The following is a 26,743-nucleotide window of genomic DNA, read 5'->3' as shown; positions in this document are numbered from 1 at the left end:
AGCATTACTTAGATAGAGCTAATTACGCGACAGTTACGTTACGCGATAGTTACTCGAGCAAACTTGCGTTTACCGACCTGAAGAACATACATTCCAGCATCTAAATTAGCACGTGCATCTGCGGCTTTTTCACCGTCAATTTTCGCCGCGCCTTGTTTAACCATGCGCATAGCATCTGAAGTTGACGAGCACAAGCCGGCTTCTTTCAGAATATTGCTTAGCGGTAAGTCAGCTGACAGCGTAAATTCCGGCATCTCATCTGGGATGGCGCCTTTTTGGAAACGATTGATGAATTCTTGCTCTGCTGCATCAGCATCTGCTTCGGTGTGGAAACGGGCAATAATTTCTTTCGCTAGCAGAATCTTAACGTCACGAGGGTTTTTACCATCGGCTACCGCAGCTTTAAAGCCTTCAACTTCTTCTAGAGGGCGGAATGACAGAAGATTGTAGTAGTCCCACATCAAGTTATCTGAAATAGACATGATTTTGCCAAACATCTCACTTGGTGCTTCACTCACACCGATGTAGTTATTAGCAGATTTAGACATTTTCTTCTCGCCGTCCAAACCAACTAACAATGGCATCATAAGTACTACTTGCGGTTTTTGACCGTTTGCCTTTTGCAGCTCACGTCCCATTAGCAAGTTGAACTTTTGATCGGTACCACCAAGCTCTACATCGGTTTCCATTGCTACAGAATCGTAACCTTGTAGAAGCGGGTACATGAACTCGTGAATGGCAATTGGCTGACCACCCGCGTAACGCTTTTTAAAATCATCACGTTCTAGCATACGAGCAACGGTTTGATTAGCAGCCAAACGAATCACGCCAGCTGCGCCCAACTCTTCTAACCATTCAGAGTTAAACTGAATTTTGGTTTTCGCTGGATCAAGAATCTTAAATACTTGCTCTTTGTATGTTTCAGCATTTCGCAATACATCATCACGCGTTAGTGGTGGGCGAGTATTGTTTTTGCCCGTCGGATCACCAACCATGCCGGTAAAATCACCAATCAAAAACGTCACATCATGACCTAGTTCTTGAAATGCGCGAAGCTTGTTCAGAATGACGGTGTGGCCTAAATGAATATCAGGGGCCGTTGGATCAGCACCTAGCTTGATACGCAGTGGACGCCCTTCTTTTAACTTGGCAATCAGCTCGTCTTCAGGGATAAGTTCTTCAACACCGCGTTTTATTTCGGCTAACGCTGCTTCAATTGTCGCCATTCTTGTTTACTCCCGCAGTTTTGGCAAAATTTAACGAATCGACATATTACTTGAATAGCGATGCATTTTGAAACCAGTTAGACTCTTTGGTTGGTGAAAATATTGAAGAAAGAGAGTGCTGGGTTCATGTTGTCGAGATTATCTCACCTACCCTTTTTACATAAATCACTCATCGCGTTAAGTAGCGTGCTAATTTTTGGCGCATTCCTCCTGCCCGACCCTCAGTCATTGCGTCCGGAAAAGCCTTTGTATGAAGTGGGCAAAAGCTACCCTCTACCTCTCAACCTAGAAAATTCGTTAAGCCCAGTTTTAGAAAAACCGCAAGTAGTGATGAAATGGGAAAAGCACACTATTGGTTCCGGAGAAAGTGCAGCATTACTATTTAAGCGTTTAGGTTTGTCTTCTCGTCTTCTCTATAACCTAACCACCACCAGTAAAGACATTGAGAGGCAATTAACCCGCTTAAGACCAGGAGATGTACTTGAATTTGGTTTTGATGAAAAGCGCGAGTTGTTGCAAATTCGCCGACCACTCAATGCTTACGAAACTTTTGTAATATCTCGAAGCGATAAAGGCTTTTTGTCTCACATCGACAAAAAAGAGGTCTATCACCAGTTTAACTACGCAGAAGCGCAGATTGAATCGAATTTTTGGAATGCTGCAGTTTCTGCAGGACTCACCGCCAACCAGATTATGGAAGTCGCTCATATGTTTGGTTGGGATATCGACTTTGCTTTAGATATACGCAAAGGCGATAACTTTCGAGTTCTCTATCAAGAACAAATTGTCGAAGGCGAAATTATCGGTCGTGGCAAAATTGTTGCTGCCATATTCCAAAACCAAGGGGATACGTTTACAGCCGTTCTAGATCCTGTCACTGGTGATTATTACGACGAAACAGGGCGAGCTATGAAGAAGGCATTCTTACGTGCACCGCTTGATTTCCGTCGCGTAAGCTCTAACTTCAATCCGCGTCGCTTGCACCCCGTCACCGGACGGGTTCGACCGCACCGAGGTACCGATTACGTTGCGCCGGTCGGTACGCCAATCTGGGCTGCTGGTGACGGCGTGGTCATGAAATCTGCATACAATCAATTCAATGGTCACTATGTTTTCATCAGACATAGTAGTAAATACATCACTAAGTATTTGCATTTGCAGCGTCGTAAAGTGAAAACAGGGCAACGAGTTAAACAGGGGCAAACAGTCGGTACTTTGGGCGGTACCGGACGAGTTACTGGGCCTCATCTGCACTATGAATTTTTGGTGAATGGCGTACACAAAAACCCAAGAACGGTTTCATTGCCTCAATCAAAGTCATTACAGGGAAGCGCGAAGACCAAATTTGTTGCTCACGCTGATAAGCAACTCAAACAGCTGGAAAGATATAGTAAGCTGCTTTTCGCGAGTAATGAGTCATAAAGTCATTGTTCTTAAGTGGAAAAGCGACTAGACAACACCGTTTGTCTCGTCGCTTTTTACCCATTCAATCAGAAAAATCCTTCAGCGCCTCTCTTTTAGGTACTCTCTTTTAGGTACTCCCTGTTAGGTGCGACTATCTAGCAAGTAATCATCCCCAAGTACTTGGCAGGAAGTGTATTCAAGCAAGCGCGATCGGATTTGGGGGCAGACAACCTGGAAGCTAACCAACTGTCCTGGAGATAATTGTATTTAAAGCTTTCGTGGTAGTTTTCTTTCCAGCTAAACGAAAAAGCGCCCATAAAACTATGGGCGCTTGTTTTTTTAAGCTGAGCACAGAGTTATACGGTTTCTTCGACTAACTCTTCACTTTGCTCAGCTTTGGCCTTTTGTTCAAATTTTTCGGCTTGTTTCTTATACGGGTTGCGTCCCATCATCAATAAACAAGGCGTTAGAACCAAGGTAAGAATTGTAGCAAATGCCAAACCACCAGATACCGCTGTTGCTAATTGAGACCACCACTGAGTACTCGGTGCACCAAATTCAATCTTCTGGTTGATAAGGTCGATATTCATCTCAAGTACCATTGGCATCAAACCGAGGATTGTTGTTACCGTGGTCAACAAGACAGGTCGCAAACGCTGTACACCGGTTCTTAGAACAGCTTCTCGCTTATCCAGACCACGACGCAACAGCTGGTTATACGTATCGATCAATACGATATTGTTGTTAACCACGATACCTGCAAGCGAAATTACCCCGATACCTGACATGACGATGCCAAATGGCTTCTGAGCAATCAACAAGCCACCGAATACACCCACGGTAGAGAACAATACCGCACTCAGAATCAAGAAAGCTTGGTAGAAGCTATTGAACTGAGTAATCAAGATCAGCGCCATCACTGCCAAGGCAATAATGAAGGCATTCATCAAGAAGGCCATCGAGTTTGCTTGTTCTTCGTTTTGACCCTTGATGATGAACTCAACACCACTAGGCAATTGAAGATCCGCTAACTCTGCTTGGAAACGAGGTAACTCAACGGCTAAGTTGTAACCGTCTACCATATCCGCTTTAACGTTAATGATACGATGACCATCAAGGCGGTTAATGGTGTCTTGTTTGTGCTCAGGGACAATTTCGGCAAAGTTTGTAAGAGGTACTTGTCCTGCTGGCGTTTTGACTTTTAGCTCGTCAAAGCGACCAATATCGCGATGTGATTCAGGATAGCGAACCAAGATGTCAACTTCTTCGTCAGCATCATCAGGTAAGTAGTCACCAATCTTCAATCCGTTAGTTACAAATTGAACCGTATTACCTACCGTCGTTGCGTCGGCACCAAATCGAGATGCATCATCACGACGAATATCAATTTGCCAATCAATACCATCTTTGCTCGAGGTATCGTTAACATTCATCAATGTTTCTTGGCTATCAGCCCACTTACGGATAATGAGTGATGCTTGATCTAGGTTTTCAGGAATTCTTGAAGAAATCTCGATAACAAGGTCATTTTCAACTGGTGGCCCTGCATCAGGGAATTTGTACTCAATTTCGACACCAGAAAATTTATCCGTCGAGAGCTTTAGCTCCTCGATAATTTCTTTAACTTTGCGACGGTACTGCCAATCTACCGGAGTGATCTGAATAACACCGATTTCGTCTTTTCCGCCTGTCTTGGTGTACACACTGTCTAATTCAGGGTGTCCAACCATGACTTGCTCGATTTCTTTCATGATCTCATCTTTCTCGTAGATAGACAGATCACCGTGAGAACGAACTTTTACATTGAACATAGCTGGGTCAACTTCAGGGAAAAACTCAGCGCCCAACCCAGCTTTACCATAGCTGTAAACCACACCGAAAGCAGTCGCGATAGAAAGTAGTAACACGACTAGCGGTCGTTTAATGGCCAAGGCTAAGGTGTGGTAGTAGACCTTGGTTATCCCGGTTGACTTACTGAAATCACCTTCGTGCAGCGCAACCATTTTGGCGCGATTTTGCGGAGAGACATTCTGAGGTCGACCAAAAATACCACCTAGAACAGGTACAAACAGTAATGCCATAACCAAAGATGCCGTTAAGGTTGCAATCAAGGTTAATGGCAGGTATTTCATGAACTCGCCAGTGATATCAGGCCAAAATAATAGAGGTGCAAACGCCGCCAACGTTGTTGCCGTAGATGCGGTAATCGGCCATGCCATGCGTTTTGCCGCATCCAGATAAGCTTGTTTACGATGCATGCCCTCTTGCATACGTCGATCTGCAAACTCTGTGACAACAATGGCACCATCCACCAGCATGCCAACGGCCATAATGAGTGCAAACAAGACAACGATGTTTATGGTCAAGCCAAACACTGAAAGAACCAACAAACCAGTCAGGAATGAGCCCGGAATTGAGATTCCCACCATCAACGCGGTACGAACGCCAAGGATCGCGATTATGACAATGACCACGAGGATAATGGCAGACAAGATATTGTTCTGAAGATCGTTAAGCATGATCTTCACGTCTTTAGACTGATCCCAGGTATATTTGACCAGTAAATTGTTCGGCCATTCATCCTGCGCTTGAGCTTCGGCAAGTACGGCTTTAACAATTTCAACGGTTTCAATGATGTTTTCACCGGCACGCTTTTTAACATCAAGTACTATTGCCGATCGGCCATCTAGGCGAGCAAACGATTCTGGATCTCGGAAAGCACGTCGAACAGTCGCAATATCACCAAATGTGATCACTTGCTTGCCGTCGACTTTAACGGGTAGCTCTAATAGATCCTTTAAAGAGTCAAAAACTGAAGGAACTTTAACTGAAAATCGTCCGTGACCAGTATCCAAGAAACCCGCCGCGACAACCTTGTTATTTTGAGCAATCAGGTTGTAGATATCTGCTTGGTCTAGGTTGTAGCTTTCCATCAACAGTGGATCGACGATGATTTCAACGATATCGTCTCGATCACCTGCGATTTCTACTTCAAGAACCTGTTTAAACGACTCCAGCTTATCTTGCAGTTTGCGTGCAATCTGAATAGCCGTTCTTTCAGGAACCGTTCCGTACAGAACCATAGAAAGGGCAGACTCTTCAGATGCCAAGGTAATCTCGTGCACCACGGGTTCATCGCTTCCAGCTGGCAGTTTTGGTGCCGCCTGATCAACCGCCGCTCGAACATCTGCCATAGCGGCATCAAGGTCGACACCAACTGTAAATTCCAATGTCACAGAACCATGGCCTTCAGACGCTACTGAAGTCATTTCTTTCACGCCTTCAATAGACTGAAGTTCTTGTTCAATTGGTCGAACTAACAAGCGCTCCGCGTCGTCTGGAGATATACCTTGGTGTCCAACTGAGACATACATAATTGGGATGGTGATATCTGGGCTTGCTTCCTTAGGAATCGTTAAATACGTTCCCATACCCGCAATCAGAATCAAGATTAGCAACGTCATCATCGTACGAGTACGAGACATCGCTGCTTCGATAAGTGCGTACATGACAGCTCCTAGTTAAGAATTGAATCTTGCGATTGTTCCGTTGCGATGACCTTGTCACCATCACGAACAAAACCCTGTCCAACAGTGATGATATCTACGGAACGACCCAGACCAGACAACCACACACCATCTTGTTCAGCTTTCACTAACTGAATCGGGATAAACTTAACCATATCGCCTTCCAGAGTTTTCACACCCATATTGCCGCTCTCATCTAGCGCCAACATCGCTGGCGTCACTTTGATCGCCAATTTGTCTTTTAGGTCCAATTTTACTTCCGCACTAACACCAGCTGGAATTCGTTGCTCCGGGTTTGTGAGCTCCACTTCAATTGGAAATGTATTGGTCGTCGTTGAAGAAATACTAGAGATAAAGCGAACTCGCCCTTGAAGCTCTTCACCTGACAACAGACGTACGTGAGCGATTTGATCTTGAGCCACATCACCAATATGTCGTTCACTGACGTCGGCTTCCACCACAATTTTGCTAAGGTCAATTAGTTGAGCAACTGGGTCACCGATACCAACGTAATCACCTTTTTCTATGTGTAGATTTTGGATAATTCCAGAGAAAGGCGCGACTACGGATGAATTTTTAATAGCTAGCTTTGCGTTGGAGACTTGTGCTTTAGCATCAATCAATGAAGCTTCTGCACTGGAGTATGCCACTTCGCCTTGCAGACCGCGGTTTTTTAATGATTTTGCTGCTTTGAATTCTTTCTCACGCACGCGTAGATTTGCTTCCGCGCGCTCTAGCTGCATAGCCAGGTCGCCTTGGTCAATCGAGGCAATCAATTGTCCCGCTTTGACACGGTCACCCTTATCTACTGCCAACTTGATGATTCGTCCCGGGCGCTCAGCGCCAACACGCGCTTCTTTATTCGGCGCGGTCCGTCCGTACAAATCTACCGTTTTGTGCGTTTCAATCGCTTGGAAGTTTTTAAAGACAACCTTAGCCAAAGGTATTTCTTGTTGGACTTTATTGTCAGGAGCTTCTTGCGCGTTAGGTGAGCCCATTCCCAACCAAGACGCAAGTGCGCCAGCCAAGACAATGGAGACTATGTAGGGCCGTTGGGCAAAAAACCCAGAAATGGAAGATTTTGACATGGTGATCCTTCGCTAGCAGTAATTTTGACGTTGCTATATACGGTGTAAATCCGATTTAGGTTGTGAGCAAAGCAAATTATAGAGTTTTTGCTCACAAAAGGAACACCAGTATGCGCTGGATCACGCAAATAGTTTGTGACAGTTTTGGACAAACGTCCTATTTTTTGGTTCTAAACACTAAACGAAGCACCGCAACCACAAGTCGTTGTTGCGTTGGGGTTATTGATAAAGAATCTCGCACCTTCTAACCCTTCGGTATAGTCAACAACACCACCAATTAGATATTGCAGGCTCATTGGGTCAACAACCAACGTAACGCCACTATTTTCTATCGTAGTGTCACCCTCATTAACACTTTCATCAAAGGTGAAGCCGTATTGGAAACCGCTGCATCCACCTCCCGTGATGTAGACACGCAATTTCAGCTCAGGATTCTCCTCTTCGGCAATTAGCGTTTGCACTCGGCTTGCCGCCGCATCGGAAAACGTTAAGGGAATAGCTACTTCGCTCACAACAACCTCTCTTATTATTCGGGGAACGGCTCGTCAGCAGTATATCCATGAAATACAGTACTTGGATAACTCTTCATTCGATCAAACCGCACCAATCTGTTGAGGATTATGTAATACCCTACCAAAACGTTCAAGTATTCACCGACATTAGACAAACTTCGACAATCATCAACTGCTGAGCAATAAAGCATTTTTATCCACGAAGTGAGTGGGTACAATGCGCCCCAATTGCTTAAGTAAAATGTGTCACAGAGGACATACATCATGACTAAGTCATCAGAACTGTACCAAAAAGCTCAAAATACAATTCCCGGTGGAGTGAACTCTCCCGTGCGAGCCTTTAATGGTGTAGGTGGCTCTCCACTATTTATTGAACGAGCTGATGGACCACTTATCTTTGACGCGGATGGTAAAGCTTATATTGATTACGTAGGCTCTTGGGGGCCTATGATTCTGGGACACAATCACTCAGTAGTTAGAGATGCTGTAATTAGCGCGGCTCAGCGTGGACTAAGCTTTGGCGCGCCAACTGAAACTGAAATCAACATGGCCGAGTTAGTGAGTGAATTGGTTCCATCAATGGAACAAGTTCGCATGGTCAGCTCTGGTACTGAAGCAACAATGAGTGCGATTCGCCTTGCTCGTGGTTATACCGGTCACGACAAGATCATCAAATTCGAAGGTTGTTATCACGGCCACGCGGACAGCCTTTTAGTCAAAGCAGGCTCAGGTGCACTGACGCTAGGTCAACCAAGTTCTCCAGGTGTTCCAGCCGATTTTGCCAAACACACGCTCACCGCGCGTTTCAATGATTTAGATTCTGTTCGCCAATTGTTTGAAGAACATCAGGGCAACATCGCTTGTATCATTGTCGAACCAGTAGCTGGCAATATGAACTGTATTCCTCCAGTCGATGGTTTTTTACAAGGTCTGCGCGACATCTGTGACGAGTTCAAATCTGTACTTATCTTTGATGAGGTGATGACGGGTTTTCGCGTCGCACTAGGCTGCGCTCAGGGTTACTACCAAGTCCAACCTGACCTGACTACCCTTGGTAAAGTTATTGGTGGCGGTATGCCAGTGGGCGCATTTGGTGGTAAGAAAGAAATCATGCAATACATCGCCCCAACAGGTCCTGTTTATCAGGCGGGTACTCTATCCGGTAACCCTGTGGCAATGGCAGCTGGCCTAGCTTGCTTGAATACACTTCGAGAGGCTGGAAATGAAGCGCAACTCAATGCGACAACCAAACAAATTGCCGATGGCTTTAGCGAACTCGCTAAACAACACGGGATTCCACTACTGGTTCATCAAGTAGGTGGCATGTTCGGTTTCTTCTTCACCGAACAACAGCAAGTACGTTGTTACGAAGACGTCGCTAAGTGCGACATCGAAAGGTTCAAACGATTCTTCCACTTAATGCTAGAACATGGTGTCTACCTAGCGCCGTCAGCCTTTGAAGCCAGCTTTACCTCTCTGGCTCATAGCAGCAAAGAAATCGAAGCAACACTAGAAGCCGCCGATCGCTGTTTTGCTATTCTTGCGCAAGAATCAGCTTAACTGACTTAGGCCTTTTGCCAGTTAATAGCAATTGCCAATTGAACTCAAAGGGACGCTTCGGCGTCCTTTCTTTTTTGCGACGATTTTTTTGCGACCAAATAGTGGCTATCAATCAAACTCGTTGATTATCGACAATATTCACGACAAGATGGAAAGCTAAACGACGACAAAACGGATTAGGTAACCAACAACAATGAAGCTAACATCAAGTCACTGGGTGCTATTTGGCGCTTTAATCATCGCGGCGTTTGCTTGCTACTTGTTAGTCGAACCCTATATCAACTCCATTGTATTGGCGTTTATCTTGTCTCTGTTGATGTTCCCAATACACGAGGCCATTGAAAAGCGGCTGCCCAAAACTCCAAATCTGGTCGCGTTTTTATCCTGTCTGATCTTAACCTTTATTATTATCTTGCCGATCACACTAGTACTGTCGGCAATTGCGCAGCAAGGCGTGACTTTCTCACAGAACTTTTATCAGTGGGTAAGCTCTGGTGGTGTACAAGAACTGTTTGAGTTGCCCCTTGTGGTATCAGCCATTGGCTTAGCAAACGACTTGTTGCCTATCGAAGACCTTAATCCAGAAAGCATTGCACAGAGCCTAGCGAAATTGGTCACCAGCTATGGTTCTAACTTGGTTGGCGTGAGTACCAAAGTACTGGGTGACGCTACAAACATCGTTTTAGACTTTTTCTTAATGCTGTTTGTGTTGTTTTTCTTATTGAGGGATCACGACAAAATCATTGCTGCGATTCGACACATAGTCCCGTTGTCCAGAACACAAGAAGACCGACTGCTCGACGAAATCGAGGCGGTTTCTAAGTCTGCTGTGATGGGATCGTTTTTAACCGCGTTAGCGCAAGGTGTCGCGGGCGGTGTCGGGATGGCTGTGGCCGGCTTTTCAGGTTTATTTTGGGGCACTATGATGGGTTTTGCCTCATTTATCCCTGTCGTTGGTACCGCATTAATTTGGATTCCTGCCACCTTGTACTTGTTAGTGGTCGGAGATGTGATGTGGGCAGTAGCACTGGCGATATGGAGTGTCGTTGTTGTCGGTTCTATTGATAATTTGCTGAGACCATTTTTAATGCAAGGCAGTGCGGGAATGAACACCCTGATGATCTTCTTCTCACTTTTGGGTGGCTTACATCTATTTGGGTTGATGGGACTGATTTATGGTCCACTAATCTTTGCCATTACCATGGTGCTGTTCAACATGTATGAAGAAGAGTTTAAACACTTCTTGGAAAAACAAGATAACAGTTAAGATTAAGGAACCCACGAGACAAACATCAAGTGCCGAGCAACTGTTTCTTGGCTTGTCCCAATCCATCTGGCTATGAGACAATCGCGCGGCACTATGACTGATCAAGAGACACATCACACCATGCTGACCGCACCAAGCCAAATCGCACTTCGTCAAACCGAATATTTTGCAAATCATAACGTGCTGGTCGCGGGTGAAATCGAAGACAACTTGCCAATCGAACTCACTCAACATTGTAAATCTGTGTCTGTATTTACCACCCACTTTGGCTATGCCCAATCGCTAAAAAAGAGCGACAAAATCGAGGTGTATTTCGGAGCGGAGTTAAACGCAGAGGTCGATGTCAGTCTGCTCCTGCTTTATTGGCCCAAAGCAAAAGCTGAGGCTGAGTATCTACTCGCCATGTTGATGGCCAAGTTAGGAGAAGGGTGTGAGATCGTTGTTGTCGGAGAAAATCGTTCAGGTGTAAAAAGCATTGAGAGGATGTTTCAGCCATATGGACGAGTCACAAAATACGACTCTGCTCGACGCTGTTCATTTTACTGGGGACAGTGTGAAACCACTCCGAAACCTTTTGATTTACAGCAATGGGTAACTTCCAGAGAGATCCAAATATGTGAGCACACACTCACTGTTAAAAGCCTTCCTGGTGTGTTTAGCCAAGGAAAACTGGATGACGGAACTAAGCTGTTACTCGATAACTTGCCAGTTTTGCAAGGTAAAGTGCTCGACGTAGGCTGCGGCGCAGGCATTATAGGCGCCTATCTCGCTAAGCTCGATTCTTCAGCAAACTTATCAATGTGCGACGTTAGTGCCTTAGCGGTCTACTCTAGCAAAGAGACGTTAAAGGCTAACAACCTTAACGCCGAGGTTTTTGCATCCGATGTGTATTCAGAGGTATCTGAAACCTTTGACCATATTGTCTCAAACCCACCTTTCCACTCAGGCTTAGACACCTTTTATCAAGCTGCTGAAACCTTACTGATCGACTCCAAAGATCGACTCGAACGTTCTGGTACATTGCATATCGTCGCCAATAGTTTTTTAAAATACCCTCCCATCATTGAAAAAGCCTATGGACACTGCAAGGTAGCAGCAAAAACGAATAAGTTTGCCGTTTATTCCGCGTGTAAAAATTCAGCTTAGCAAGATAGCTATTGCGAGATTTAGTTATGCTGAAACGGGAATAAATCAGTGACCTAGTTCAAAACTGCGCGTTTATCCACGCTTTGTGGACAAGATTCTTGTCTTCGAGAAAAATCTGATTAACGTGATAGCTTGATTCGTTCATCTTCAAGCTCTGAGCCACAAGGCACGACAACAAAGAAGACATCATGTTAGGTCTATCCAGTAAGCAAAGATTCAAACGCCTGCAACATACGTTGATGGCGGCATTTTTAGTTCTCAGTATTACTCCGCTGACGATCATCGCGCTGTTTTTCTTAAAATCCCACAGCCAAGATCTACAAAATCAGAGTACTTCGCACCTTATTTCAGTCAGAGACAACAAACAGCAGCAAGCTGCAGACTATATGGCCTCAAAAGAGACCGAAGTACTGGGATTTGTTCGCTCTGAACTCGCTTTAGCCAGTGGTGGCCGATGGTATGGCTTGGTCAACGCGTTCTCAACGATGGGTATCCCAATAGAAGAAAGTCGTCGTTACTATCAAACTCGATATATTCAGGGCAGTGGCGACCAAGTTAAAACAAGTGTGATGCCAGACTCTCCTTTGTTCAATGGAACCGAACGCTATCGTCTATTGCACAAACGATATCACCGCGGCTACATGGAACTGCTCAAACTCTCCGATTTTGACGATATATTATTGATCGACATTGATGGTAACGTCACCTATTCGGCGTTCAAATATGAGTATTTTGGTACCAATTTATTAGAAGGCCCTTTTAAGGATAACAATCTGGGTCAGACCTTTGTGTCCCTGAAGAATGATGTCTCGACAGGAAGAGAAAATAATCCAGATTACACGCCAATTTTGTTGTCGGATTTTTCCGACTATGACGGCCAATCTTACGCTTGGTACGGCGCACCCATTATCGAACAAGGTTATCTGCACAGCTATGCCATGTTTAGGCTGCCAATTAATGGTTTGACCAAGTTGTTGGCAGAAAATCGTACTGAAAACATGAAATTGCTAGTGGTGGGTGAAGACAACACCGCGAGAACATTAGCCCACAGCCAAGACGACATAAACCAGAGTAGCCAAGTGGTTCAGAAAGCGTTGTCGGGTTCTACTGATTTTGGTAACTACACCAATAGCAAAGGCGAAAAAATGATCGCCGCGTACACGCCTATTGAGTTTAAGTATTTCAAATGGGGCTTGGTGGTAGAAATGCCTGAAGCAGTGGCCTTTGCCAGTGTGATTCAGCTACAAACCGTATTTGTCTTCGCGATGCTCTGTGCCATCGTAGTTGTCGTGGTGTCTTCACATTATCTGTCCAACTTCATTACTTCGCCGCTCTTGAAACTGACGTGGGCGGCAGAAAAAGTGTCAGCCGGCGATCTTGATGCGACCATCAATAATACGGAAAGGCGTGATGAAATTGGTCGCCTCGCCGTTAGCTTTGAACGAATGCAACGTTCTATTAGAGATAAAATTGAACTCATCAAGGAACAAAACCGTGAGCTTGAAGAAAGCTTGTTAACGATTCAGAAGCAAAATGATGAATTGCAGCTGGCCAACAAACTGAAAGATGAGTTCCTCGCCACCACTTCTCACGAACTGCGCACGCCACTCCATGGTATGGTCGGAATTGCTGAAGCATTGATTTCGGGCGCCAATGGCCCTATTAGTGGTCATCAAAAATACCAGTTGGACATAATCATTAGCAGTGGCCAGCGATTAGCTAACTTAGTAGATGACCTCCTGGACTACCACAAGATGCGCTACGGCTCGCTGGATATTCACACTTGCCCTGTTGATATGACAACGTCAACCCAGCTTGTTTTGGAACTATCAAACCACCTACTTGGTGACAAACCGATTCGCATTATCAACCAAGTTAGTGAAGAACCGGTTTGGGTAATCGCCGATCCACAACGACTGGAACAGGTACTGTACAACTTGGTTGGCAATGCCATTAAGTACACTAGCGAAGGTAAAATCGTTATTTCTGCTGGCGTCGTTGATGATCATGTACGCGTGCAAGTTGTCGATACTGGACAAGGCATACCGGCTGACCAACTAGAGCATATATTTGAACCACTTATTCAAGCCGGACGCGAAGGTTCTCAGTACCGCCAAGGGGCTGGACTTGGTCTTTCGATCAGTCGCCAGCTTATCGAATTAATGGGTGGCTCCTTGTACGTCAGCAGTCAACCTATGGTCGGCACTACCTTTAGTTTCACTTTGCCAATTGCAACAGCTGAACAAATAGAGTCCGTTGAGGTAACACAAACTGCACACTTTGAAATTTCGGAAAGTGTTGAGTTACTCGACAACAGTGAAGAGCCAGTAATCCCTGAAAATCCAGATGCTCCATTGTTACTGATTGCTGACGATGAACCGGTCAATGTAAAGATACTAGATAGCTTTTTACGATTGTCCGGCTACCGGGTCAGAACGGCGAAAGATGGCCACGAAGCCATTAGTCAGATTGAAAAAGAAAAGCCTGAACTCTTGTTACTCGACATCATGATGCCAGGTATGAGTGGATACGAAGTGTGTGAGAAACTGCGTAAAGACTATGACCATTCACAACTGCCTATCATAATGTTGACGGCTTTAAGCCAATCTGAAGACCGAATCAGAGGTTTTGAAGCAGGTGCGAACGATTATTTAACCAAGCCATTTAACAAGCAAGAACTGGCAGCACGAATCACGGCACATTTACAGGCTAGCCAAGCAGAAAAAAGACGTTTTGAAAACCAGAAACTCCAAGCTGAGTTGAAACGACGAGCGATGGTTGAAGCCAGCTTGCTGGAAACTCAAGGCCGCCTCTTAGAGCAGTTGGAATCAGCACCAGAAGCCATCATTTGTATCCGTGAAGATCACAAAATTCGTTTTGCCAATGAAGCCGCAGCTCGCTTCTTTAAACGTACCCAAGAACAACTAAAACGTTCTCAGGCCGACGAAGTAATTGCACCTAAGTTCCTAAATGTCAGCAACGAACATTACTGTGGTGATATCGAAGTATTTGTTGAAGACATGAGGCAACGTGTATCCGCCGATATATTGAGCCTGCCAGAAGAGTCCGGACTCAAATCCATTTATATCCTATCAATTGGTGGCAGCCTGAGTGCGGCTAGAATCAACAACCTTGAGACCGCGATTGAAGTGCTCTCTGGTTACGCTTTTGATGGTGATAAAGCGCGACTACAGCAATTGAAAGAAATGGGTGGTGAATTTACTCGTTTGGCTGATAAAGTTTCAGGCGAGAGTAAATCCAAGCAAGACATCATGCGCGAAGTATTGGTTGATGCGATGACATCGGCGCTCAATTATTGGGAACGGGTTACTGGTAAGACTAAGTTTGAGTTTGCAGAACAAAGTGGCTTATGGCGCGTTTACTTGGACCGCAGTACGCTGCAAACCCGAACTCTTGATAAATACCTAAGAATTGAAACCTTACCTAAGACGCCGCGTTGGCGCACCGTGTTGAACTCTTTGGATTACATACTCGAACACTGTATTGATCAAAGCTCGGAACGCAACAACGTTGAAGAATTACGCGATAAGCTACAGCGACTGCTGACAAGCCAATAGCGAGACAGAAAATGTTAACCAAAGCCAACCTACAAGGTTGGCTTTTTTGTGCCTTCAATGGACCCTCAATCGGTTGTCTAGCCCATGATTGAATTAGCTTACTCAGGTTGGTACGGTCGAATTACAGTCATTATTAACGATGTCTTACTCTGATCATTTCGACGTCAATCAAACAAATAGCTCAACAGTCTTTTCTTTTTACTCTTGCCTCAAGAAATAGGCTTGTCACAGCTGAAGTTGGAGGTTTAAGTGTTCTTTACTCAATTAATATATAGTTAGAAATGGGGTCGGTAATCGATTGAAGTTACATCACCAATCTCCCTATATAAGTGCGTTTTTACGCCGTTAATTTTTGAAGTAAATTAAGTGTTTCCAGCTGTGCTTTCGGTGGTGCTAGTTCAATACAAAACTGTCTTTTTCTTGCCACTCACTTGCTAAATGAATCGATATTTTTCTATCAAAGATTGATATTGCGATGCCAATCACAACATTACGGCAGAAATAATTTTTTCCATAAAATTAACGAGAGCAACACTTAGTGATCGAGATCTCCACATATAAATCCCAACACATAAAACCAAATACAAAAGGGAAAATCCGGATAGTAAGCACTTACATAAAGCCATTATCAACAAGCTTAAATTGATATAGATCACGTTAAAAACACTGACCATATATTGGGCGATTTAGTGACTTTTTACGGAATTAACGTCGCAAGGTACATTTTTAACGTTTTTAACGGGATGTGGGTTTGCTTATTTAACTCGATAGGTGTTTTCTAACCCTGCCTAAGGCCTGCAGGCCACTCAATGTTCTAGTTTCTGTTACTGCAACCAGAATGATGTATGAGGTAGGCCTTAGTGAGTGTTAATCAATTGATGACATTCCCAACATTGTGAAATGAAAGCAAACTAGTAAGGAACAGCTATGCTTGCCAATATTAAAAAAACAGCACTAGCCGCAGCGGTAATCGCAGCAGCAGCAACAAGTGCAACAGCTACAGCCGCTGACCGCGTAGAGCTAACAGTGGTACCTGATTTTTACCCTACAATGGTTAGAAACTTTAACCCGTACCTACAAACTGCACTTCGTACAACGACAGACTTCGTTTACGAGCCGCTAGTTATCTTCAACCAAATGCACGGTAACACTCCTGTTATGCGTCTAGCTGAAGACTTCCGTCTAGCTGACGACCTAATGAGTGCTACTTTCGACCTTCGCAAAGGCGTTAAGTGGTCAGATGGCGAAACGTTCAACGCAGATGACATCGTTTTCTCTTACAAGCTACTAAGAGAAAAGTCTGAGCTTGACCAACGCGGTATCAGCCGTTGGGTAACTAGTGTTGAGAAACTAAACGACTACCAAGTTCGTTTCCGTTTCAGCGAAGCTAGCTCAAACGTACCTTACGAAATTTCTCTAGTGCCAATCGTACCTGAGCACGTATGGTCTAAAGTAGAAGATCCAGCATCGTTCACTAACGAAAACCCAGTAGGTACTGGTCCATTCACTGAGATTGACACGTTTACTCCTCAGCTTTACGTTCAGTGTCGTAACCCTCACTACTGGGACAACGACAACCTAGATGTTGACTGTCTACGTGCACCACAGATTGCTGGTAACGACCAACTTCTTAACCAAATCTTGGCATCAGAGCTAGACTGGACTTCATCGTTCATTCCAGATATCGATGCAACTTACGCAGCGGCTAGCCCAACGCACCAATACTGGTACACTCCAGCTGGTACAGCAGCGTTCGTTATGAACTTCAACCACAGCGATGCAGCTAAGAAAGAAGCGTTCAACAACGTTGACTTCCGTCGTGCGTTCTCAATGGCTGTAGACCGCGATACCATCAATGACATCGCTTACTACGGTCTTGCGACTCCAAATGACTTTGCTTCTGGTCTAGGTTACGCGTTCAAAGCTTGGTCTAACGAAGATACTCATGACAAGTACAAAGGCTTCAACACTTACAACCCAGATGCAGCTAAGAAGCTTCTAGCTGACGCTGGCTTCAAAGATGTTGATGGCGACGGTTTTGTTGACACGCCATCTGGTAAGTCTTTCGAAATCTTGATTCAATCTCCAAACGGTTGGACTGACTTCAACAACACTGTTCAGCTAGCAGTAGAACAGCTAGAAGAAGTTGGCGTTAAAGCGAAAGCTCGTACTCCAGAATTCTCTGTATACAACCAGAGCATGCTAGAAGCGAACTACGACGTAGCGTACACCAACTACTTCCACGGTGCTGATCCACACGTATACTGGAACAGCGGTTACCATTCTTCACTACAGTCTGGTGAAGGTAACCCACGCTTTGCAATGCACTTCTACAGCAACTCTAAGCTAGACCAATTGCTAGACAGCTTCTACAAGACTGGCGACAAGGAAGAGCAAGTTAAGATTGCACACGGCATCCAAGAAATTATCGCTGCGGATCAAGTAACTGTGCCAATCGTATCTGGTTCTGATTTCTACCAGTACAACACCAAGCGCTTTACTGGCTGGTGGAACGAAGAAAATCCAAAAGGCCGTCCTCAAATCTGGGCTGGCTATCCTGAGCGTCTACTACACGTACTGGACCTAGAACCAGTTAAGTAATAGAAGTTCAATATTTGCGGCGCTTATTCTGAGCGCCGCTCCTTAAAATCCTCCTTACGTTACAAGCACATGTATGACGCTCGTCGTTAGGGGGATTTTCGTGCCAGAATTAAGGTACAACCTGAGTCAGAAACAGGCAAAAACTGGGTGAGTAAGGTGTAAGTTATGGGTTACTTTTTAAGACGTTTGTCGTTCTATATGATTGCGTTGCTCGTTGCAGCGACACTTAATTTTATTATTCCACGCGCCATGCCTGGCGATCCTGTGACCATGATGTTTGCTAACGCAACTGCACAGGTAACACCAGAGCGTATCGAAGCGATGAAACAACTTCTTGGCTTCGTTGACGGTCCTTTGTGGGAACAATACCTAGTCTATATCAAGAGTGTTTTATCTTGGGACCTAGGTATTTCAATTGGTTTCTATCCACTAACTGTAAACGACTTGCTAGGCCGCGCATTTGGCTGGTCACTTTTCCTAGCAGGTAGTGCTGTAATTCTTTCTTTCAGCTTGGGTTCAGTGTTAGGTATTTTTGCAGCTTGGAAACGCGGCAGCAAATTCGATGCCTTTATCACCCCGGGCATGCTAATCGTTCAAGCGGTACCACAAATGGTGGTGGCGATGTTGACACTTTTTGTCTTCGCGATCGGCTTAAAATGGTTCCCTAACGGCTACGCCTACACACCGGGCGTCACTCCAGACTGGACCAGTTGGGAGTTTTATAAGAACGTCGCTTATCACGCTGCCCTTCCCCTATTTTGTGCCTCAATCGTTCAAGTTGGTGGCTTCTTGGTGAACATGCGTAACAACATGATCAACCTGCTAGCAGAAGACTACATCACAATGGCGAAAGGTAAGGGTCTGAGTGAAAACCGAGTAGTCTTTAACTACGGTGCCCGTAACGCACTTCTTCCAAGTGTTACTGCACTTTCTATGTCTTTGGGTATGGCAATCGGTGGTCAGCTGATTATCGAAATCATCTTTAACTACCCAGGTCTTGGCACTGTACTACTAAATGCAATCAATGCTCGTGACTACCAAGTTCTTCAGGGTCAGCTAATTATCATGACGCTATTTATGCTGTCATTTAACTTACTCGCTGACATGCTGTACCTAGTTCTAGATCCTCGCCTACGCAAGGGAGGCAAATAATCATGAAAGATTTACTTAAACTTATTGTTCGCAACTCGTATGCACGTGTCGGCCTTATTATTGTCGGAACGTTCGTTTTCATGGCTATTTTTGCCCCACTACTTACTGAATATGCACCTGACAAACGCACTGGTAAACCGCATGAATACCCTTCATGGGTTGTAAAAACCGCTCAAGCGAACCCAGATGGTTGGGTTGCTGAAAATTTAGCGGATGACCGTAGACGTATGCGCCTGTCTAAAGAAGGCAACCACGTTTTAGGTACTTCTCGCATGGGCCGTGACGTTTGGTCTCAGCTTGCATACGGTGCACGAATCTCTCTAGCTGTTGGCTTTGGTGCTGGTGTTACTGTGTGTTTCTTGGCGACAGTAATTGGTGTATCTGCCGGTTACTTCGGTGGTCGAGTCGATGACATATTGTCAGCAGCGATGAACATCATGCTGGTAATACCGCAGTTCCCTCTCCTCTTCGTACTCGCAGCATTTATCGGTGAGGCAGGGCCACTTACTATCGCCATCATAATCGGGGTCACGTCCTGGGCATGGGGTGCGCGTGTAGTCCGTTCACAGACCCTTGCACTGAGAGAAAAAGAGTTTGTTAAAGCTGCAGAAGTATTGGGCGAATCTTCATTCCGCATCATCTTTGTTGAGATTCTTCCTAACCTGATTCCAATCGTAGGCGCGAGCTTTATCGGTTCGGTTATGTACGCCATCGCAATGGAATCGGTAATCTCCTTCCTGGGTCTAGGCGACTCAAACACAATCAGTTGGGGTGTGATGCTGTACAACGTACAAACTTCATCTTCAATGCTGGTTGGCGCATGGTGGGAACTGATTGCTCCATGTTTAGCATTGACGCTTCTTGTTACTGGTCTAGCGCTACTTAACTTCGCTGTTGATGAAATTGCTAACCCTCAGCTTCGTGCAGCAAAAGGCATGAAACGTTGGAAAGCCCTAGCGAAACAAGATCAGAAAGCTCGCCAAGAAAAGCAATTGGCGCCTCAGAATGCACTTTGGAGCGGAGACAAGTAACATGACTGAACCACTCATTTCGATCCGCAATCTTTGCGTAGATTACATTACTGATGCAGGCGATGTTCGCGCTTGTAACAACGTAAGTTTTGATATTGCACCGGGCGAGGTCTTCGGCCTTGCCGGTGAGTCAGGGTGTGGCAAATCAACTGTTGCCTTCTCTCTGATGCGTCTTCACAAGCCGCCTGCGTACATCTCAGGTGGTGAGGTTATCTTCAATGGCGAAGATATCCTCAAGTACAGCGACGATCGCATGCAGGCGTTCCGCTGGAGTGAAATGTCCATGGTATTCCAGAGCGCGATGAACGCGCTCAACCCTGTACTTACTATGGAAGAGCAGTTCTGTGACGTAATTATGCGTCACACGAACATGACTCGTGAGCAAGCGGTAAAGCGCGCGGCAGGACTACTGGAAATCGTTGATATCCACCCTAGCCGTTTGCACGACTACCCGCACCAGTTCTCTGGCGGTATGCGTCAACGTTTAGTTATCGCGATTGCTCTGGCACTAAACCCAAAAATGATCATCATGGATGAACCAACAACCGCTCTGGATGTTGTAGTTCAACGTGAAATTCTTCAGAAAATCTATGCTCTTAAGGAAGAGTTTGGGTTTGCTATTTTGTTCATCACCCACGACTTGTCATTGATGGTCGAGTTCTCTGACCGCATCGGCATCATGTACTCAGGTGAATTGATTGAAGTAGCACCGTCTAAGGAAATTCTAACTAACCCTTACCACCCGTACACACGTGGTCTGGGCAGTTCGTTCCCTCCTTTGACAGGACCTAAACCAAAGCTAACTGGTATTCCTGGCAACCCATTGAACTTGCTGGATATACCTCAAGGCTGTCGTTTCCAAGCGCGATGCGATCGCGTACATGATGCTTGTAGTCAGGTAGCAACTCAGTTGCGTGAGATAGAGCCAGGCCGCCTATCCAACTGTCACTTATACGGCGATGAAATCGCACGTACTAAAGCTTAGAAGAAAGAGCTTAATAAATAAGAGCTTAAAAAATAAAAAGAAAACAAGCTAATCATTGATTTTCTGGAGCAAATTATGAGCAATAAATATGGTGAACTACTGATAGAGGGCAAAAATGTCGTTAAAGACTTCCCACTAAACAGTAACTCCCTGAAGCAAACCAAAATGCGTGCCTTGAATGATGTGTCATTCAAAATGTATAAGGCACGTGGACTATCAGTTGTAGGTGAGTCGGGTTCTGGTAAATCCACCACTGCAAAAATGATTGCAAAAATGTATGCGCCTTCGGCGGGTACAATTGAATACAAAGGGCGTGATATCGAAGATATCACTTCCCGTAACGACCTAATGGCATACCGCGAAGGTATCCAGATGGTATGGCAAGACCCGTTTGGTTCACTGAATCCAACACACAACATTTTCCATCACATCGCTCGTCCCCTTTTGATACATAAAAAAGTATCTTCAGGTAACAAAAAAGAATTGGAAGAGCGTGTATATGACCTGTTGGAACAGGTTGGTCTAATTCCACCAAAAGAAACGGCTGAAAAGTTCCCGCACCAGTTATCTGGTGGTCAGCGTCAGCGTGTTAACTTAGCGCGTAACATCGCCGTAGGTGCGGAAGTGGTTCTTGCTGATGAACCAACTTCAATGCTTGACGTGTCAATCCGTGCTGGTGTTTTGAACTTGATGGAAGAGATGAAGTTTGAAAAGCAAATGTCTCTTCTATACATCACACACGACATCGCAACCGCTCGCTATATCGCGGAAGACCTTGCGGTTATGTACGTTGGTCACATGGTTGAATGGGGTGATACGGAAGAGATCATTCACGATCCTCAACACCCATACACCAAACTCTTGGTTTCAGCGGTTCCTGATCCAAGTAAATCCATTCACACCGAACTTGCTGGTAACAAAGGGGAAATTCCGCTTTGGACACCTGAATCAGTAGGTTGCCCATTCGCTGGACGCTGTACGGAAGCCACAGACAAGTGTCGAGAGCGACTGCCTGGGGTAACCAAGCTTTCTGATAACCACTTTGTACGTTGTTACTTGTACGAATAAAAATGCACTACCAAGAGCCAAGGCAAACCCTTGGCTCTTAACGTCATAGATGCCTTTGGAGATTTGAATGCAGTTTTTAACAAACCACATAGGGTATGAAACAAACGGGCCAAAAAGTGCTGTCGTATTAGTTGATTTTGACGAATCAACTCCTAGCTCGGTCGATTTAGTGTGTGCCCTTACGGGAGCCACTGTCGCATCTATGGAAGTTCCAGCTGCTGAAAAAGTAGCTAACTGGCATCAAGGATTGTTTGCCAAAATCGATTTTTCTTCATTTTCAAAATCAGGTCGCTTTTTCTTGCGTGCTGATACGTTGCAATCTTCCGTTTTTGAGATTGGGACTCAACTGTTAAACAACACAACCACTTCAGATCTACTCCACTACTTTAAATCACAACGCTGTACCGGCATTTTTGATCAAGCGGATAAACAAGCACCAATCGTTGGAAGTGATCGCCGCGTCGATGTGAGTGGTGGATGGTATGATGCGTCAGGAGACGTGAGCAAATATCTCAGTCACTTGTCTTACGCCAATTACCTCAACCCTCAGCAAATCCCTATGGTGGTGTGGAATATGCTCAAAGGGCTATCACTCCACCAAAATCATGATGCCATCGCCGCCTTTACTAAAATTCGCTTACAAGAGGAAGCTTTGTTTGGGGCTGACTTCCTAGTCCGTATGTTTGATGATGCTGGTTTTTTCTACATGACAGTATTTGACAAGTGGAGTAAAGATACCAAACAACGTGAAATCTGTGCCTACGAAACTCAGCAAGGTCATAAGATGGAAGACTTCCAAGCTGGTTTCCGTCAAGGTGCAGGAGTTTCAATTGCTGCATTGGCGGCTGCAGCTCGTCTTTCTGAACACGGCGAGTTTGACCAAAACACCTATTTGCAAACGGCTGAGAAAGCATACTGGCACCTAGTCGACAACAACCTTAAGTACCTCAATAACGGCGAAGAAAACATTATTGATGAGTATTGCGCATTACTTGCCGCTGTCGAATTGTATCGAACAACCAAACAGCAGCGTTATCTAGTGCAAGCCGAACAATGGCTGACTCGCTTAATATCTCGCCAACAAGGTGATGAACAGTTCCAATCATACTGGTCCGCCAATGGTGACGGAAGTAGACCCTATTTCCACGCTGCAGAAGCCGGTTTGCCCGTTATTACTATTTGCGAGTTTATGGACGCCGCGCCTAGTTCTACATTGTTCGAACAAGCAAAAAGCGCCGTAAACCGCGCCGTTGAATTCGAATTAGCAGTGACCAGTAAGGTCCACAATCCATTTGGCTATCCGAGACAGTACATCAAACCTTTGAACGCGGAAAAACGCGATGCATTCTTTGTTGCTCAAGACAACGAATCCGGTTACTGGTGGCAAGGTGAAAACGCTCGATTGGGTTCAATGGCGTCAATGGCATATTTAGCGGCTCCATTTGTCACAGACGACAGTACACGCCAACAATTAAACGAGTTTGCCCAGTCTGCATTGAACTGGGTACTCGGTTTAAACCCTTACGACATGTGCATGCTTGATGGTCACGGTCGAAACAACCCGGATTATTTGCCCCAGCTCGGTTTTTATAATGCAAAAGGTGGCATTTGCAACGGGATTACGGCAGGTTTTGACGACGCGGAAGACATCGCATTCAATCCCGAAGGTCAAAAAGACGATATGTTGCAAAACTGGCGTTGGGGTGAGCAATGGATTCCTCATGGTGCGTGGTACTTATTAGCCGTATTGACGCAGTCTTACTCTACTATTCGGGAATCGTAACTTTATGTACTTTGTTGGAATTGACGGGGGCGGCACCTCTTGCCGCGCAAGAATTCGTACTGAATCAGGGCAGCTAATTGGCGAAGCGAAATCTGGTAGCGCAAACATTATGTTAGGTGCAGATGTCGCATTAGAGTCGATTGTCGATGCGGTAAGTCAAGCGGCGCAGCAGGGCGGTTTATCAGAGGCAGACTTTTCTAAAATGCATTTAGGTTTAGCGCTTGCCGGGGCTGAGCAAAAGTCTTCTTGGAATGCCTTTATGAATCAGCCACACCCGTTTGCCAGCATAGTATTAAACAGTGACGGTTTTGGCGCTTGTATGGGCGCACATAATGGCGATGATGGTGCCATATTTATTGCTGGTACTGGCTCGGTAGGTATCTACTTGCAACAAGGCACTCAACACATCATCGGTGGTCGAGAGTTTCCAATATCTGATCAAGGTAGTGGTGCTCATATTGGTCTTCATTTGATCCAACAGGTCATCCTGGCCGAAGACGGTATTCGTGAAAAAACGCCACTTTGCGAGTTTGTTATCAACGATTTTGGCAACGACATCGACAACATTGTCGCATGGTCAAAGACCGCTTTACCTAGAGATTACGGCAAATATTGCCCACAAATATTTGAGTTCGCAGACCAAGGCGATGCACTAGCTTTAGAACTTCTGAAAAAATCGGTTTCTGACATCGAAATGTTTTTAACCCGCCTTAATACATTAGGAGCTACCAAGATTTCGTTAATGGGCAGTATTGCACAACGTCTTGAATCTTGGCTTGCGCCCCCTATCCAACAATGGATTGTTCCAGCGCAACACGACGCCATAGAGGGTGCCCTAATGTTTGCTGGTAAGCCTGAGTACAACTTGTACTAACTGAGAACGTTTATATGGACTATCGCATTGATCTTGTCGTTCTCTCCGAAGAGAACGAAAACTGCAAACTAGGGTTAACACTCCATAACCTTAGTGACCTAGATCTTTGCGATTGGTCATTTGGTTTTTCTTTCGGTCGTTTCATTCGACCTGATAGTGTAGTCAATGCGACAGTTTCCCAAATTGGTAGCGTTTGCCACGTAACGCCTAAAAATTCACCTACATTGAAGGCAAACCACAGCTTTTACTGTGAATTTACCGTGGGCACCGCGCCGTTCCGTTATTACAGCAACGGAGTACAAGACGCGTATCTGACTCATACGAGCGATGGAAACATCAAGCTCGAAAAGGTGGATTCAACCTCTATTGTTTTGGGTTCACCGTACCAAGAGCGAGTCGAGTCTCTCGCTAATGCCAAGCCTATAACAGGTATAATTCCCAAACCAAATCGATACGGTTCAATCAGCGGAAAATTTCGACTCAGTAATCAAACCAAAATAACCGTACAGAGTGAAATAGCTTCCTCTGCGGCACATTGGTTGCAAACTGAAATTCTTGAACTCTATCAAGTCGAACTTTCCCTATCTGCCAGTGGTCATCTATTTTACAAATCAAACCCGACGCTAGACGAAGGCGCCTACACGTTAAGAGTCACCGCCGAATCCATTATTATCGAATCAGGTTCTCGTTCCGGTTTTGTTCACGGTACCGCGAGCCTAATTCAGCTGATAGAGCGTAGTGACCAAAACCAGTTGTTGATAGATGGTATCTACATTGATGACGCCCCTAGATTTCGCTACCGCGGTTTCATGTTGGACTGTTCACGACACTTTCATTCCTTAGCAGATGTTAAACGCCTGATTAACCAATTAGCCTACTACAAGTTCAACCGCTTTCATTGGCACCTCACCGATGATGAGGGCTGGCGAATTGAAATAAAAGCGTTGCCACAGCTCACCAACATTGGTGCCTGGCGCGGTCCAAACGAATCGATCATTGGGCAGTTTTCCCATCTAACTGAAAAGTACGGTGGCTATTACAACCAAGAGCAAGTTCGTGAAGTCATTGCCTACGCCCACGAGCGCGGGATCATGGTGATCCCAGAAATTGATATTCCTGGCCACTGTCGCGCGGCAATTTTGTCGCTACCGGAATTACTGATAGAGAAAGACGACAAGAGCCAATACCGCAGTATTCAAAACTACAACGACAACGTACTTAATCCAGGTATTTCTGGCACCTACCAGTTCGTGGATACAGTATTAGAGGAAATCTGCGAGCTTTTCCCAAGTCCCTATGTCCATATTGGTGCTGACGAAGTCCCCGACGGAGTTTGGACTCATAGCCCGAGCTGCCAAACCTTAATGGCTGAGCAAGACTACAGCAGCGCCAAGGAGCTTCAGGGTCACTTGCTGAGATACGCCGAGAAGAAACTGAACTCTCTGGGTAAACGAATGTTGGGTTGGGAAGAGGCACAACACGGTGACAAAGTCAGTAAAGAGACGGTGATTTACTCTTGGTTAAGCGAAAACGCAGCGATTGATTGCGCCGACAGAGGCTTTGATGTTGTGTTGCAACCCGGTCAAACCACTTACCTCGATATGACACAAGATTACGCTCCTGAAGAACCCGGAGTCGATTGGGCCAACCCGCTTCCTCTTGCGGATACCTATCGCTATGAGCCGTTAGCGCATTTAGACGATCGTGACCCAATCAAAAAACGAATTTGGGGCATTCAAACTGCCCTTTGGTGCGAACTGGTCGAAGACTTTGATCGCGCTGAATACATGATTTTCCCTCGCGCTCTCGCCATCGCTGAAATCGCATGGACGCAGCGCAGCGGAAAAGATTGGCATGACTTTATTGGCCGATTACAAAACCACTTGCCGGTTTTGGATCGCAAAGGCATCCAATATCGGATGTTATAAGTTCCCCTCAGGG

At 45.3% G+C, this 26,743-nt stretch carries 17 protein-coding genes; 13 read left to right on the top strand and 4 right to left on the bottom strand.

Features of this window, described 5'->3' with window-relative positions:
- Nucleotides 1-38: 38 nt before the first annotated feature.
- On the bottom strand, nucleotides 39-1,226 hold the full coding sequence (gene tyrS, locus ACXAFJ_RS01460) for a tyrosine--tRNA ligase (protein WP_475320924.1): 1,188 nt from the start codon (nucleotides 1,224-1,226) through the stop codon (nucleotides 39-41).
- A gap of 126 nt (nucleotides 1,227-1,352) precedes the next feature.
- On the opposite strand from tyrS, the gene ACXAFJ_RS01455 reads away from it, so the two are divergent.
- Nucleotides 1,353-2,648: a peptidoglycan DD-metalloendopeptidase family protein gene (locus tag ACXAFJ_RS01455; RefSeq protein ID WP_475324037.1), complete on the top strand. Its 1,296-nt coding sequence runs from the start codon at nucleotides 1,353-1,355 to the stop codon at nucleotides 2,646-2,648.
- Between the two features lie 338 nt (nucleotides 2,649-2,986).
- On the opposite strand, the gene ACXAFJ_RS01450 is transcribed toward ACXAFJ_RS01455, so the two are convergent.
- From ACXAFJ_RS01450 to erpA, 3 genes are all read right to left on the bottom strand, one after another.
- A complete protein-coding gene (locus ACXAFJ_RS01450) occupies nucleotides 2,987-6,139 on the bottom strand; it encodes an efflux RND transporter permease subunit (RefSeq protein ID WP_475320923.1) in 3,153 nt (1,050 codons plus the stop codon).
- A gap of 8 nt (nucleotides 6,140-6,147) precedes the next feature.
- Nucleotides 6,148-7,245: an efflux RND transporter periplasmic adaptor subunit gene (locus tag ACXAFJ_RS01445; protein WP_475320922.1), complete on the bottom strand. Its 1,098-nt coding sequence runs from the start codon at nucleotides 7,243-7,245 to the stop codon at nucleotides 6,148-6,150.
- A gap of 170 nt (nucleotides 7,246-7,415) precedes the next feature.
- Complete coding sequence (gene erpA / locus ACXAFJ_RS01440) at nucleotides 7,416-7,757, bottom strand: iron-sulfur cluster insertion protein ErpA (protein WP_475320920.1); 342 nt, start codon at nucleotides 7,755-7,757, stop codon at nucleotides 7,416-7,418.
- A 264-nt stretch (nucleotides 7,758-8,021) separates the two neighbouring features.
- Here erpA and hemL point away from each other — a divergent pair, with 264 nt between their 5' ends.
- From hemL to ACXAFJ_RS01380, 12 genes are all read left to right on the top strand, one after another.
- A complete protein-coding gene (hemL, locus tag ACXAFJ_RS01435) occupies nucleotides 8,022-9,317 on the top strand; it encodes a glutamate-1-semialdehyde 2,1-aminomutase (RefSeq protein ID WP_475320919.1) in 1,296 nt (431 codons plus the stop codon).
- A gap of 193 nt (nucleotides 9,318-9,510) precedes the next feature.
- Complete coding sequence (locus ACXAFJ_RS01430; protein ID WP_475320918.1) at nucleotides 9,511-10,584, top strand: AI-2E family transporter; 1,074 nt, start codon at nucleotides 9,511-9,513, stop codon at nucleotides 10,582-10,584.
- A gap of 93 nt (nucleotides 10,585-10,677) precedes the next feature.
- Nucleotides 10,678-11,730: a 16S rRNA (guanine(1207)-N(2))-methyltransferase RsmC gene (rsmC, locus tag ACXAFJ_RS01425; RefSeq protein WP_475320917.1), complete on the top strand. Its 1,053-nt coding sequence runs from the start codon at nucleotides 10,678-10,680 to the stop codon at nucleotides 11,728-11,730.
- Nucleotides 11,731-11,918: 188 nt separating this feature from the next.
- The gene (locus tag ACXAFJ_RS01420; protein ID WP_475320915.1) at nucleotides 11,919-15,308 is read left to right on the top strand and encodes a response regulator; all 3,390 of its coding nucleotides are present in this window, start codon (nucleotides 11,919-11,921) and stop codon (nucleotides 15,306-15,308) included.
- 927 nt (nucleotides 15,309-16,235) lie between these two features.
- Entirely contained in the window at nucleotides 16,236-17,909 is a 1,674-nt protein-coding gene (locus ACXAFJ_RS01415; RefSeq protein WP_475320913.1) for an ABC transporter substrate-binding protein, read from the top strand.
- A 165-nt stretch (nucleotides 17,910-18,074) separates the two neighbouring features.
- Nucleotides 18,075-19,061: an ABC transporter permease gene (locus ACXAFJ_RS01410; protein WP_475320911.1), complete on the top strand. Its 987-nt coding sequence runs from the start codon at nucleotides 18,075-18,077 to the stop codon at nucleotides 19,059-19,061.
- A 2-nt stretch (nucleotides 19,062-19,063) separates the two neighbouring features.
- Nucleotides 19,064-20,092, top strand: coding sequence for an ABC transporter permease (locus ACXAFJ_RS01405; RefSeq protein WP_475320909.1), 1,029 nt, complete (start codon nucleotides 19,064-19,066; stop codon nucleotides 20,090-20,092).
- 1 nt (nucleotide 20,093) lies between these two features.
- Nucleotides 20,094-21,077 carry an ABC transporter ATP-binding protein gene (locus ACXAFJ_RS01400; RefSeq protein ID WP_475320907.1) on the top strand — a complete coding sequence of 328 codons (984 nt, stop codon included), beginning with the start codon at nucleotides 20,094-20,096 and terminating at the stop codon, nucleotides 21,075-21,077.
- 75 nt (nucleotides 21,078-21,152) lie between these two features.
- Complete coding sequence (locus tag ACXAFJ_RS01395) at nucleotides 21,153-22,145, top strand: ABC transporter ATP-binding protein (RefSeq protein WP_475320906.1); 993 nt, start codon at nucleotides 21,153-21,155, stop codon at nucleotides 22,143-22,145.
- A gap of 67 nt (nucleotides 22,146-22,212) precedes the next feature.
- Entirely contained in the window at nucleotides 22,213-23,928 is a 1,716-nt protein-coding gene (locus ACXAFJ_RS01390; protein ID WP_475320905.1) for a glycoside hydrolase family 9 protein, read from the top strand.
- Between the two features lie 4 nt (nucleotides 23,929-23,932).
- A complete protein-coding gene (locus ACXAFJ_RS01385) occupies nucleotides 23,933-24,802 on the top strand; it encodes a glucosamine kinase nucleotide-binding domain-containing protein (RefSeq protein ID WP_475320903.1) in 870 nt (289 codons plus the stop codon).
- A 14-nt stretch (nucleotides 24,803-24,816) separates the two neighbouring features.
- Complete coding sequence (locus ACXAFJ_RS01380) at nucleotides 24,817-26,730, top strand: beta-N-acetylhexosaminidase (RefSeq protein ID WP_475320902.1); 1,914 nt, start codon at nucleotides 24,817-24,819, stop codon at nucleotides 26,728-26,730.
- Nucleotides 26,731-26,743 lie beyond the last annotated feature (13 nt).

It is taken from the genome of Vibrio sp. ABH4_348, assembly GCF_056159765.1.
This window is presented reverse-complemented; position numbering and strand designations above follow the sequence as displayed.